At 63.3% G+C, this 13,288-nt stretch carries 10 protein-coding genes; all 10 read right to left on the minus strand.

The window, feature by feature from the left end; genetic code table 11:
• Positions 1–120: 120 nt before the first annotated feature.
• The 10 genes from D6Z43_RS05855 to D6Z43_RS05900 all read right to left on the minus strand — a co-directional run bounded on the left by D6Z43_RS05855 (position 121) and on the right by D6Z43_RS05900 (position 13,267).
• Positions 121–1,563, minus strand: a complete 1,443-nt coding sequence (locus tag D6Z43_RS05855; protein ID WP_120651051.1) for a mannose-1-phosphate guanylyltransferase/mannose-6-phosphate isomerase — start codon at positions 1,561–1,563, stop codon at positions 121–123.
• Between the two features lie 49 nt (positions 1,564–1,612).
• Positions 1,613–2,212, minus strand: coding sequence for an alginate O-acetyltransferase AlgF (locus D6Z43_RS05860; RefSeq protein ID WP_256661021.1), 600 nt, complete (start codon positions 2,210–2,212; stop codon positions 1,613–1,615).
• A 38-nt stretch (positions 2,213–2,250) separates the two neighbouring features.
• A complete protein-coding gene (locus D6Z43_RS05865; RefSeq protein WP_120651053.1) occupies positions 2,251–3,426 on the minus strand; it encodes an alginate O-acetyltransferase in 1,176 nt (391 codons plus the stop codon).
• Between the two features lie 9 nt (positions 3,427–3,435).
• Positions 3,436–4,926 carry an MBOAT family protein gene (locus D6Z43_RS05870; RefSeq protein WP_120651054.1) on the minus strand — a complete coding sequence of 497 codons (1,491 nt, stop codon included), beginning with the start codon at positions 4,924–4,926 and terminating at the stop codon, positions 3,436–3,438.
• A 156-nt stretch (positions 4,927–5,082) separates the two neighbouring features.
• The gene (locus D6Z43_RS05875; protein WP_120655196.1) at positions 5,083–6,189 is read right to left on the minus strand and encodes a mannuronate-specific alginate lyase; all 1,107 of its coding nucleotides are present in this window, start codon (positions 6,187–6,189) and stop codon (positions 5,083–5,085) included.
• A gap of 10 nt (positions 6,190–6,199) precedes the next feature.
• Entirely contained in the window at positions 6,200–7,621 is a 1,422-nt protein-coding gene (locus tag D6Z43_RS05880) for an alginate O-acetyltransferase (protein WP_120651055.1), read from the minus strand.
• Positions 7,622–7,632: 11 nt separating this feature from the next.
• Positions 7,633–9,207 (minus strand): mannuronan 5-epimerase AlgG, encoded by a 1,575-nt coding sequence (algG, locus tag D6Z43_RS05885; protein WP_120651056.1) that lies wholly within the window; start codon positions 9,205–9,207, stop codon positions 7,633–7,635.
• 14 nt (positions 9,208–9,221) lie between these two features.
• Positions 9,222–10,667 (minus strand): alginate export family protein, encoded by a 1,446-nt coding sequence (locus tag D6Z43_RS05890; RefSeq protein ID WP_120651057.1) that lies wholly within the window; start codon positions 10,665–10,667, stop codon positions 9,222–9,224.
• Positions 10,668–10,722: 55 nt separating this feature from the next.
• A complete protein-coding gene (gene algK / locus D6Z43_RS05895) occupies positions 10,723–12,090 on the minus strand; it encodes an alginate biosynthesis TPR repeat lipoprotein AlgK (protein ID WP_120651058.1) in 1,368 nt (455 codons plus the stop codon).
• Entirely contained in the window at positions 12,083–13,267 is a 1,185-nt protein-coding gene (locus tag D6Z43_RS05900; protein WP_120651059.1) for a PilZ domain-containing protein, read from the minus strand. Before D6Z43_RS05900 ends, algK begins: the two co-directional genes overlap by 8 nt.
• Positions 13,268–13,288: the final 21 nt, after the last annotated feature.

The following is a 13,288-nucleotide window of genomic DNA, read 5'->3' on the forward strand; positions in this document are numbered from 1 at the left end:
GCTCGCGAACAGTCCGAGCCTTCTTTATTCGCGAGCAAGCCCGCTCCTACACATTCGGCCACTCTGCCCCTCGACATATTTCACCCGCGATTGAAATCGCTCCCACAGGTAACCGATGAGTCAGCGATGGGGCGTGATCCCGAGCGTCTCGTGCTCCTCGCGACCATAGACGTCGTCCAGGCGGGTGATGTCATCCTCGCCGAGGTAGCTGCCGGTCTGCACCTCGATCAGCACCAGGGGAATCTTGCCCGGGTTGGAGAGGCGGTGGACCGACGTGATGGGGATGTCGGTGGACTGGTTCTCGGTGAGCAGGAACACCTTGTCGTCACAGGTCACTTCGGCAGTGCCAGATACCACTATCCAATGCTCAGCACGGTGGTGGTGCATCTGCAGCGATAGCCGACCGCCGGGTTTCACCGTGATGTGCTTCACCTGAAAGCGTCCGCCGGTGTCCACGGAGTCGTAGTATCCCCAAGGGCGATAGACCTGGCAGTGGTTCTCGACCTCGCTGCGGCCCTCGGCCTTGAGCTTCTCCACCAGCTGCTTGACCTTCTGCACGTGCTTCTTGCTGGCGACCATGATGGCGTCCTTGGTTTCCACCACCACCACGTCCTCCATGCCGATGATCGAGACCAGCTTGCCGTTGCCGTGCACCAGGCAGTTGTGGCTGTCCTGCACGACCACGTCACCCTTGATGACGTTGCCGTCGGCGTCCTTGTCATGCACGTCCCAGATCGATGCCCAGCAGCCGACATCGCTCCACCCTGCGTCCAGCGGTACCACGCAGGCGCGTCCGGTTTTCTCCATCACCGCGTAGTCGATGGAGTTGTCCGGGCAGCAGGCGAAGGTGGCCTCGTCGACATCGATATGGTCTTCGTGGCACTTGCTGCGTTCCAGAGCCAGCCGGCACGTGTCGTGGATATCGGATTCGTGCTTCTTGAGCTCTTCCAGGTAGCGACTGGCGCGGAACAGGAACATGCCGCTGTTCCAGAAGTAGTTACCGGACTCGACGAACTCCCGCGCGCGATCCGCATCGGGTTTCTCCACGAACTGGGCGACCCGGCTGATCCCCTCGGGCAACACCGGGTCCTGTTCGGAACGGATGTAGCCGTAGCCGGTTTCCGGCCGGGTCGCCGGTACGCCGAACAGCACCAGCTCGCCTAGCTCGGCAGCGCTGGTGGCGAGCACCAGGGCGTCGCGGAAGGCTTCGAGGTCTTCCAGCACATGGTCCGAGGGCAGTACCAGCAGTAGCTCGTCGCGCCCTTCGCTGATCAGTTGCATGGCGGCGATGGCCACTGCCGGTGCGGTATTGCGCCCGAAGGGTTCGAGCAGGACCGCATGGGGCGTGAGCTTCAGCGCGTCGAGTTGCTCCTGCACGATGAACCGGTGGTCCTTGTTGCAGACCAGGATGGGCGCCTGCATGCCGTCGAAAGTGAGGCGCTGGAGGGTCTGCTGAAACAGTGTGTACTCGCCGGTAAGGGCGAGGAACTGCTTGGGAAACTGTCGACGGGATAGCGGCCAGAGTCTCGAGCCGCTGCCACCGGAAAGCACAATGGGAATCATGGTTATCTCCTGCTGGTGAATTGCAAGTGCCTTACTGGGCTATGAGTTTTCAGTTGCTGGACAAGGGCCGCTTGACCCACACCGGAGCAAGCTTTCCGCTGCTACCGGTAACGTATAGGCACACCACTTCGCCGCGATTGAGCGCGACTGGTTTCAGGTCGCTGATCTTCTGGTCGCCGGCGAACAGGGCAAGGTTGACCTTGACCGGGTTGATCTCGCGGTCGCCGGAGCTTTGCGGTGCGACGTTCTCCACCACTGGGGTCTTGCCGTCGGCGGTTTTCACGCTGAGCGGCGTGTCGGAAAGGTTCTGCAGCCTGAGCAGGGCTTTCTGCTTGTTGCGGAACGGTTTTTCCTCCACCAGCCGGGGCTGCCCGTTGGGCAGATTGACCAGGGTGTAGTAGCGGTTCGCGCCAAGCTGGACCGACATGTTCTGGCTGCCGACCCGGGCGCTATAGGTGCCACCGGGAAGGAAGCTGAAGTCGGTGCTCGCCAGTGGACCGACATCTTCGAGGTTGGCCGTGCCGACCAGGGCGCTGACTTCCTGGTTGCTGGCGTTGTACAGGCGCACGAACGTCGAGCCTTTAGGGGCGGCGGGGCCGTAGAGGGCAGCGTCGTCAGCCTGGGCCTGCCAGCAGCACAGACTGGTCATTAGCACGGTGGCGATCAGGCGGGGATGGTGGAGCGGTTTCATGGTTGGTTTCTCCCAGGGAATACGGAGTCGGCGGTTGCGGTCTGGTGGTACCCGGTCGAACCGGCGGATACCAGCTGGGAGATCCATTCCCTTTCGAACTGGCTCAGGTCGGGGGGCATCGGCAGGTAGCGTTCCGGAAACTCCCAGATCACCCACTGCGGTGGAGCGTTCTTGAGCGCGTCGTTCTGCAGGTACTCGAGCATTGGCGGCAACGGCCCCTGACCGCTCTCGGCGAAGTCGAGGATGTCGCTGCCAAGGGCCTGACGCAGGGCGCCGAGGAAGTTCCAGTCGGGGTTGGCGCTGTAGCTGGTCCCGACCAGGGCCACGGGAACCCGGACATCGGCGAACAGCGCCGCAGAGGCGTCATTCGGGTGCGCGTCGACTGCATGGGTGGAGCGCGACTGGAGCTGGTCGGGAGCCGGCAGCAGGGCGCTGAACAGCGGGTCCAGTGGCAGGAACCGCGCCAGGTCACCCAGGTAGGGCTTGCTCGCCGCCTGTTGGGTGGTGAAGAGCTGGCGATCTCCATCGAGCGGTGCACTGCGTTGCACGGCTCGCGCGACTTCCTGGGCGACCAGTTCGGCCCCGTGGGGCGTCCAGTGGGTATCGGTACGCAGGAACAACAGCCCCGTGTCCTTCGCCGGCAGCAGGCTGGCCAGCAGGTCGGGGGCCAGGATATCGGCGTGCTGGGCGGCCTCGTGGAGGCGGTGATACAGCCCGAGCTGCTGCTGGGCGGGCTGTTCTTCGTCCAGGTATTCCGGGTAGAGGCGGGCCTTGGCCGGCACGATCACCAGCAGCAGTTTCACTCCGCGCTCGCTGAGGCGCTGGTCGATGCCCCGGATCAGCTCCAGGTTGGCCTCAATCTGCTGCTCGCCACGGGGTACGGGATTGAACTCTTCATCGCTGAACAGCCAGTCGTGACGACCCAGTACCACCCCCGGACGACCTTCGCCGAACAGGCTGTAATCGAGCGCTGCCCACAGGTTGGTACCCAGGCGTTTCAGTGGGAATTGCGCCTCGTAGTGGTTCTCCACCGCCTTGGCCATCTTGCCGTCATGCAGGGAGGCGTCGGGGGGCAGACGCAGATCCAGCAGTCCACGCACCGACCAGACGCCCAGGACCAGCAACGGGGCAAGGAAGAGGGCGATGTAGGCATTGCGGGAGAAGCGAATCATGGCGCCGCCTCAGAACTGGAAGTAAAGGAAGGGGGAGTAGCTCTGCGCCGAGAGCTTGAGTACCGAGGCGCAGAACAGCAGGAGCAGGAGCGGGCGCTGTACCGCGCCAACCCAGGCGAGCGCGCGCTCACCCAGGGCGCGTGGCGGTACGAGAGGCACCTGGTCGGCGGCGGTTTGGGCCGCTACCTTCGGCGCGCCATGAGCCAGGGGGCGGGTGTAGAAGTCATGCAGGCCGAACAGCGCCAGGCTGGCGTAGGCGATAAGCAGGGTGACCAGCTGCAGATCGGTGAAACCGACCCGTCCGAGCTCCGACAACTGCCATCCGCTGAAGCCGAACATTGCCTGGTACATGCGTCCGGCGACGTGCAGGTTCTCTGCACGGAACAGAACCCAGCCGAGGATCACCAGGAGGAAAGTGAAGGACCATTTCAGCGGGTTGAAGCGCCGTGGCGCGGCGTCGACGCCCAGGGCTCGTTCGATGGCCAGCCAGGTGCCGTGCCACGCGCCCCAGAGCACGAAGGTGAAATTCGCGCCGTGCCAGAGACCACCCAGCAGCATGGTCAGGACCAGATTGCGATAAGTCTGGAAGGTGGTGCCGCGATTGCCGCCGAGACTGACGTACAGGTAGTCCCGCAGCCAGGTCGACAAACTGATGTGCCAGCGCCGCCAGAATTCGGTGATCGACTGGCTGATATACGGCTGCTTGAAGTTTTCCAGGAAGCGGAAGCCCATCATCAGGCCAAGGCCGATGGCCATGTCGCTGTAGCCGGAGAAGTCGAAGTACAGTTGCGCGGTATAGGCCAGTGCGCCGAGCCAGGCATCGGCTGCGCTGGGGTTCTCCAGTGCAAAGCAGTGGCTGACCAGCGGCGCCAAGGTATCGGCGATGAACACCTTCTTGATGAAACCCTGCATGAAGCGTGTGCAGCCCTCGGCGAACTTGTCGACGCTGTGGGTGCGGTGATGGAACTGACCGGCCAGGTCGCGGAAGCGCAGCACCGGGCCGGCAATCAGGTGCGGGAAAATCGCCACGAAGGCCGCGAAGTCGATCAGCTTGTGGGTCGCCGGCGTGTCTCCCCGGTAGACGTCGATGATGTAGCTGATGGACTCGAAGATGTAGAAGGAGATACCGATCGGCAAGAGGATGTGGGTGAGCACGAAGGGTGCCATGCCGAGGCTGGTGATGATCACGTTGAGGCTGTCGACGCCGAAGTTGGCGTACTTGAAGTAGCCGAGGACGCACAGGTCCACCATCACGCCCAGGGTCAGCCAGTGCCGGGCGGGTCTGGTGCGCACCCCGGCGGAACCGATACGCAGTCCGATCCAGTAGTTGAATACCGTGACCACCGCGAACAGCGCCAGGAAGTCGACCCGCCACCAGGCGTAGAAGAGGTAGCTGGCGATCAGCAGCAGCAGGTTGTGAAAACGCGGCCCGCTCAGGTAGTACAAGCCGAGAAAGGTCGGCAGGAACAGGAACAGGAATACGTTGGATGAAAACACCATCCGCGTTTCCTCCATTGAAGAACTGTCAGGGCCAAGCGGCCCACCCGTTTCTCCCCTGGTTCAAGGTGTTGCGCCCGTCGCTCCTGTGTTGCGATCGGGTTACTGCTGCCTGTGCCACGTCCTTCGCCGCGCCCGCCGTGCGCAGCCCCGTGACGGTCAACCGTTTTTCGCTTTCTCCGCCGCCTGCGGATCGAACAGCCGCGTCAGGTCTCCGCCAAGGCGGAAGTTCATGAGCGGCTGCATGGAATGCTTCCACTTGAGGGTTTCGTCACTGCAGCGGTAGAGCGTGCAGTAGGGTTCCAACCAGGTGAATTTGCCGTTCTCCTTCAGCTCGCCTACCGATTGGCCTTTGCCGGTCTTGTCTGCGAAGACCTCGGGGTTTTCCACACCCTGCATGACCCGCTCGGCGAGCCGGCGCAACGCGCCGTTGTGGTCCTCGCGCAGATCGACGCCATTGGCCTTGGCGAACGCCGCGACCATTGTCAGCGGTGGCAGGCTGTAGTTGTGGTAGGCGAGGGCGCGCTTCTGCCGCCTGAGTTCGTTGGGCAGGAAGCCGTCGGGGTCGACCTGGCCCGCGGCGACCCGGAACTGCGCCACCGACCAGTCGAACAGGTCACGGCGGTCAGTCGCCACGGCGCTCGCCATGACCGACCAGGCGGCCCAGTAGGAGTGGTTGTTGATCTCCTTGAGTGGCAGGTCGCTCCAGTCCTTGACGGTCTGCTCGGCCAGCCTGGCGAACCAGGCTTCGATTTGCTGGCTCTGCAGGGCATAGGGCGCCAGCGGCCGCGAGCTGGAGAACTTCAGGCGCAGCCAGGCCGAGGCCATGCTGCCCAGGGCCCATTTGCGCATGGATTTGCCCGTGTGATTGAACTCGGTGGAAAGAAGGGCGCCGGCCTTGGACCAGTCGCCGAGCCACTGCAGGGTGCATTGCAGGCTTTCAGGCTTGCCGTCGCGCATGAATCGCATCACCTGCTTGTTGACCCCGCGTTCCAGATCGTTGATGGCACGGGTCTTCTCGCGAAAATCCTTCTCGGCTTCGGGGTTCAGCGTCGCCCGGGCCTTGTTCGAGCCTTCGTACTTGCTACGGAACACCAGGGCTCCGGTATAGGGAGAGGGCGTTTCCTGGTCGCACTTTCCGGGTTCGCCCTTGCGCTCCTTCTCGATGGCCGCGTAGTAGCCGGGAGGCGGCACCAGTCCTGCTCCCAGAGTCGCACCCGAGGCCAGCAGGAGAGGGAGGAGAAGGAACAGGCCCGTTGCGCGCATCATGACGTCCTCAACGTTCCGCCTGGGCGGTGTGCTGGACCGGGCCGGCGTTGCGGTTTCGCTGACAGACCTTCACTTCCACTTCCTGCGGTGGGCTGCCGGCAGGGGGGCCTTGCAGCTCCAGGGAGAGCAGGATCATGTCGGCCCAGTCCGAGTCGGTGCGCAGCTCGAAGGCGAAGCGTCCATCGGTGTCGACCGTCTTGGGCTTGTCGAGCTTGAGGGTTTCGCGCCGGCCGTTGAGGTGCCAGAGGGTAGCCTGGAGGGTTTTCACCGTGGGATCGGCGTAACGCACGTCGATCTGGTACTGCCCATTGCGCACGTCCTTCAGACCGCCATCGCCATTGACCAGTACCTCGTTGGTGCCCGGCCGCAGTTTGGTCTTCGCTGACATGACCGCCGGTTTGCCAACGCAGCCGTTGTCGAGCATGGCGAACAGCTGCCGGTAGGTGCTTTCCTGGTCTAGGCGATAGAGCGGCGAGAATTCCCAGATGACGATCTTCGGTGGATTCTCGAGGAAGTCCTTGCTGCCCAGCATCTGCAGCATGGCTCCTTCCAGGCCACCGCCAGGAACTGCGGCGTTGTAGATATCGGCCTGCAGGTATTCGGAGAGGAAGCCGCTGAAGTTGTAGTTCTGTGCGCTCTGGCTGGTGCCGATCAGGAATATCTGGGGATGCCCGGCATCGCTGAACATTGCGTCGCCGTCGCTCGAGTCCTTCGGCTCGGTGGCGAACTGGTCCATGTATTCGATGGCATAGCTGCCGCCACAGAGCTGGCTGGCGACGTTGTGGAGGGTGCCTTTCTTGCCCATCCGGCCAACCACCTTGCTCTCGAACTCGCGCTTGGGTATGCCCTTGTAGGCAGGCATCTGCTTGATCGTCTCGGCCACCAGTCTGGCGGTACGTTGCGCACCATAGGGTGTCCAGTGCTGGTCGCCGCGGAAGAAGAAGGCGGGGGTCTGCTGCTCATCGGCCAGCACCGAGAGGTCGGGCACGTGGTAGCCCATGTCGCGGAAGCGACCGAGCATGGCCCGGTAGTTTGTCAGCGCGCGCTGGTACTGGAAGCTGGCCAGCTCCGCCGGATTGAGCTTGTTGCGATTGACCAGACCACGGGTCGGTTGATAGACCACCACCAGTTCGATGCCCTTGCGCGCAAAGGCGTCGTGCAGCTGCTTCAGGCGCCGGTAGCCAGCGGATGTGGTCTGGAACTCCGTGCGCAAGTCCTCGCGCGTGCGGAACAGCCAGTCGCCCTGGGCTTCTACCAGGGTGACGAAGTTCTTCTGATAGTTGGTGGTGTAGCGACTGGCATCGTGCGCCGCCGGACAGAGACTGCAGCAGGGCGCGGCATGGTAGACGGGGCCCTGGGCTTGTACCGTGCCGGTCGCGGCAAGGAGCAGGAGAGCCAGCGGCAGGTGCATCGATTGGCTTGCGTTCATGGTGCTCAACCTCAGGGTTGAAGTTTGGTCCCACTGTCCACCAGGTCTATCCGGACGGCTTTGCGCTGGCGTACCAGCAGATCGAGGATTTCTTCCTGGCGTTCGCCGAGGATGCCGCTGAAGGTAATGCCCGAGGCCTTGTCCGGCATCGACATGTCCACCCGATACAGTTCGAGGGACAGCGGTGTATCGACCGCCAGCGGGCCACTGCCGTTGCCGGCAAGCTGGCCGCCGACCACGACCAGCGACACCTTGGTTTCGTAGGGGTCGAGCTTGAGGTCGCGGTGCTGGCCGGTGAGGTCCTTGATATGCCCGTACACGCCGCTCAGGCCATTGCCGAGGACGAGGTTCTCGTACAGGCGGATGTTCGCGCTGTTGCGGAGGCGAACGCCGTGGCGATCGTTGCCGACCACCTTGTTGCCCCACAGGAGATTGTTCGAACTTTCGTAGAGGGTGATGCCGTCGGCGTGGTTCTGGAACACCTCGTTGTAGGCCAGCACGTTGTTGGTGCTGTTGCGGTCGAGGACGATGCCGGAAATCTTGTTGTCGAAGATCTGGTTGTTGAAGATCCAGCTGTCGTTCACCTCGCGGGAGACGATCAGACCGTGCTTCTTGCGGGTGCCGGAGATGGTGTTGTGGGCGATGATCAGGCGATGTGAACGGTCGTGGGGGTCGATGCCGTAGACCAGGTTGTCGCGGTAGGTGTTGCCCTTGATCACGACGTCGTCGGCCTCGAAGCAATAGAAGCCGAACCACATGTCGCTGAACTCCGAGTCCAGCAGCCAGGCGCTCGGCGCGGTGCGGCCCATGCGCTTGCGCATGGAAGGCGTGTACTGGGAAATGCTCAGCCCATAGGACTTCTCGCCGCTATAGCCAAGGCTGCTGAAGCGGCTCTTGACGATGTAGGTCTCTGTTCCGCCCCAGGACAGAAGGAAGGGGCGGAATTCCTTGTCCTTGCGAAATGCCGATGGGCCGTTGGCTTTTTCATTCCAGCCGATGAGGGTGCTATCAGTCACGAAGAGCTTGCCGTCGTTGACCAGGAACGCGCCGCGGTCCTGGGACAGGCGCAACGTCTTCCCATCGATGTGCAGGGTGGCGCCGCGGGCCACGACTATGGGCAGGCGAGCCAGGTAGGTGTCGTCTCCGATGGCGCGGAAATATTGCTTGGGGAGCTTCTTGGCCAGGGTCGCCAGATCGGCGTAGCCGCCTTCGATGAAGATCGCCTGGGGCATGCCGCCCTGGCGCCTGACCCATTCGGCCAGGCGGTTTTTGCCACCGACGAACTGCTTGAGGACGGGTTGCCGCAGCATACGGCGTACGCCGATGCGGCCGGGCTTGTCTCGCTGGATCTTGTCCTGGACGGCGTTGGCGGTATAGCCGGATAGGTCGGGCAGCGCAGGTGCGCTCAGGTTCAGCCGCTCCACGGGGGAACTGGTGACGGTGTACGTCTTGGCCGCCGGGGCGGCCTTGCCGGAATTTTTACTGGACGGGGAGCTCGGTGACGCGGCCAACACGAGGCTGGTCAGCAGCGAGCCGACCAGCAGGGGTAAGGCCAGGGAGCAGTAAACGCGCCACCGGCTGTTCATTCATTGCCCTCCCGTCAGAAGCGCCAGATCACATCCACGAAGGCCCGGTGCATGCTCGAGTCGACTCCGCTGCCATCGTAGGCATCGCCAGCGAAGAACAAGCCGCCACGGAAACGCACCAGTGCCGAAGGTTCGTCGATTGCCTGGCTCATGGATTCAGGCAACAGGCCTTCCTTGAAGTACTTGGTGAGCACCAGGTCGACCTCCTGGCCGATGTCCTTGTCGTCGGAGGTCAGCGCGGCATTGATGCCACTGTCACCCACCGGCTGGTCGCCATCGGCGCGCCAGAAGCGGTGGTACACCAGGCTCGCGTCGTACTCGTCGCGCAGCTGCCAGGAACCGAACAGGGTCGCGACCTGCAGGTTGCTCAGCTCGCCACGGAACGCCTCGCCGAAGCGGTGCACCCGCGAACGCGTGCCGGTGAAGCTGTTGCGGTTGCTTTCCAGACCGGTCTGCTGGAAGTTCTCGTCGCCATCATCACCGCCGCCACTGCCGCGTGCATAGGCAACGCCGGCCTGCCAGTTGGGATCGAGGCGGAAGCGCACGCCAAGGTCGGTGCCCCAGGCGCTGACGTCGGCACTTTGCTTGCCAGTGGCGATGGGCTGGCCGCCGGGGCCACTGGTGGTCAGCAATTGGTCGCGGTCGCCATCCAGCCAGATCACGCTGGCCCAATAGTTGAACGTCTGCTCGTTGCGCCAGTTGAAGGCATCGCTGTTGGCTTGCAGGCCAATCCAGGTCAGGTCACCCGTGGTGTCCTTGTCCAGCTCGTCGACCTCTTCGCCGGGGCTGCGCAGGTCGCCGTCGTCATGGCTGTAGTGGGCGTTAAGGCCTACCCAATGACCGGGTGTCCATTGCGAGGCGATGTCGCCGTAAACGTGCAGCCGGTCCTCATCCTCCGGCGCCAGCTCGTCGATATCGGTGCGGTATTCGGAGAAGCGCTCGGCCAGGCCGAGGTGAGCGCGCAGCAGCGTGGTGTCGAAGGTCCAGTTCAGCGCTTCGATGTTGGTGTCGCGCCACAGGCTGTCGTCATTACGCAGGCGCTGACGGCCAAAGCGCATTTCCTCGCCAGGGTAGGCGGTAAGGCCGGAGTAACCGATCCAGAACTCGCGCATGGCCAGGTAGCTGTCGTCGGCCTGGCGGTCATTGTTGCCGCCGCCGCTGTCCTCTTCGAGATCAGCAGTTTGAAGGGTGTCCGTTTCGATCGTGTCGGTGGCCGCGACGGCTTGCGCCATGGCGTAGGCGCTCCAGTCGCCGCGCTGGAAGAAGAGCCAGGGCCGCACGTCGATACCTATGCCACTCACATCACCGCCATTGCGGGTGCCAAGGTCCCGGTCGTCTTCCGACTGGGCAGTGACCTTCACATCGACTCCAAACGGTTTGTCGGGAGCTTCCGCCCACGCAGAAGCGCCGTGTATCAGCGGAAGTGCCAGGCCAACGCGAATCCATTGTTCTAGTTTCATGGTCTATTCCAATTGGGGACGAAGGTCGGTGGAGAGTCCGACGGCCGTCAGGCTGTCAGTAAATCTCCCCATCTGCAGCAGCACGTAGCATAGTGCCACCCCCTCGAAACTGCTGTTCTTCTTCGAGTTTGTTCTGTGCATCAGTTCTCTGGATTGGCGAAAGCTGCTGCTCCAGTTGCACGACCAGTTCTGGCGCCTCGGCCCTTCCGGCCTGCACCGCGAGCTTGCTGAAAACATAGGCGTTGACCAGGTCGGGCTGGACACCACGGCCCTGGCTGAACATCTGCGCCAGTGCGTAATCGGCGCCGGCATGGCCGCTGCGGGCGGCCCTCAGCAGGTGCTCTAGCGCTTTGTCCGGTTCGACCTGGCCCAGGAAGCCGCGTCGGTAGATCTGGCCCAGGTAGTAATCAGCGCTGGGCTCAGTGGCTGCGGCCTTGAGCAGGTGCTGCTCAGCCTTGGCCGGGTCTTGTGGCACCAGCTTGCCCTCGTAATAGAGCTTGCCGAGCAACAGTTCGGCGCGCGGCGATCCGGCCGCGCGGCCGCGCTCCAGGTAGTCCAGCATCTGCTCGACGTCTCCCGCTTCCGGGGACTCGTACATCAGTCGGGCAAGGCTCACCCAGGCCTCCGGGTAACCGGGGGCGATGGGTTCGAGCAGAGCCTTTGCAGATTCCATGTCAGGTGGCCCGAGCGTGGGGTCGGTCATTACGCGCGCAACCGCGTCGAGCCGCTGCGGTGGCACACGGCCACCGCGGTAGGCCTCCTGCAGTTTGGTGATCAGCGCATGCTGTTTTTCCGGCTGCCCGCGTTTCTGGTACACCGTGGCCAGCTCGACGTAGCAGGCATCCTCGACCGCAAGCTGGGCCTCGCAGATGCGTTCGATTTCATCGAGATGCTGGTCGTAGGTTCCCTGGGCGCGGTACAGCAGTAGTTGCGCCAGCTCCGCCTGTGGCTGGCCGTCGGCGCGCCACTGACTGACCTGCTGCTGCACATTCACCTCGGGGAAGGTCTGAGGATGCTGGACGTAGAGCACCGTCAACGGCAGCACGGTATTGCGCTCGCCTGCGGCCATGGCGTCCTTGAGCAGGGTTTCGGCTTCGCGCTGTTCGGCCAGGGTGGCGCCGGGTTTGCTCGCCAGCAGGCGTCCCAGACGGGCGGCGGCACGAGGCGAGTTGGCGGCCGCCTGACGGTAGGTAGCCTCGGCGGCGCGTAGCTGTTCCGGGTCGCCGGATTGAAGCTGGATATCGGCGAGTCCCACTTGGGCGTCGGTGTAGCCGAGGTCGGCGAGCTGGCGATAGTTCTGCAGGGCGGTTCCAGTATCACCCCGCGCCAGGGCCTCCTGAGCCAGGCGCTGGTCTGGAAGCCCGCTGCAGCCTCCCAGGGCAAGCGCCCCGAGTAGCAGCAAGGTTGTCTGCGCGCTATTCACGACTGATATCTCCGACAAGCCTGGACGAGCGAACTTCGTCCATCAGCCAGGCAAATGATGGGCCACGGCTGGCGCTGACCTCCACCGGCCTGCCGACGAGGCTGTTGTCCAGCGGCTCGTCGGGCTCGATTCGTACGCGGATATCGGCCGTCAGGTCATTGCTGCGGGTGGGGTTCAGGTTGCTGCTGGTCACGCGGCCGGTGCGTGGCTGACTTTCACCGGCCACCGTGAAGTTGATGCGGCTACCCGGTGCCACCGCATTCAGCTTGGAATAGGGGAAGAGCGCTTCGACGCTGGCGAGGCTGCCGCGTTGGGCCAACTCGAAGACCACATCACCCTTGCTCGCGTACTGTCCGTCGGCCACCAGTTGGCGCACGAGAGTGCAGTTGCAAGGGCTGGTCAGTGTTCCCTTCATTTGCTGGCGCAACAGCTCTTCGATGCGCGCCGGCTGGATGTTGTTGTTCAACTGGCCCTTGAGGAGCTCGAGCATCGAGGTGTTGAAGGTGGCGATGGGGGCACCCTTGGTCACCATCTGGCTCTCGCCGATCAGGCTCTGCACCACGCCTTCGCGCGGCATGGTCACCTGGACGCTGGGGACGCTGACCTTCGCGGACAGCGCATGGGTGATGAAGTAGAGCTCGTAGAGGGACTTGCCGATGAAACCGAACGCCGCGATGCCGATGGCCAGTACTGCCAGACTGAGGATCAGCGCCTTCATCCGACCGAGTACGCCCAGGCCCTTGCGTCCCTTGTCCCTGCGGGCCGGGCTGAAGTTATTGCGCTGCAGAGTGGTCAGCAGCTCGCCGACGCTGACCAGCTCCCCGGACAGGTGTGCCGTAATCAGGTGGCGCAAGGTGGCGATGTCGCGCGGATCGAGGTTGTGGAACTGGCAGCCGACCCGGCCGCTTTCGTCGGCAATCGAGCGAACCTGGAACTCAACTGGCATGGTCAACCCCAGGTTGTCGATGTTGAACACCAGCATGCCCTTCAAGTGATCACCGATCGCCAGGGTCGGTTTGGTCGCCAGGAAGCTGAATCCGCCGGCTGAAAGCTCCAGCAGGACGTGCTCGACTGCTGGGTGGTTCCTGGCAGCGAAGCGAATCCTGGCGGGTATCCGCACACGGGCATGCTGTCGCTGGATTTCCGATTCATGTACGACGTTGAGGGCGGTGTTCATTGAGGTCTTCCTATTCCATTG

Origin of the sequence: Pseudomonas sp. DY-1 (assembly GCF_003626975.1) — a bacterium.
In the GTDB taxonomy this organism is placed as follows: domain Bacteria; phylum Pseudomonadota; class Gammaproteobacteria; order Pseudomonadales; family Pseudomonadaceae; genus Metapseudomonas.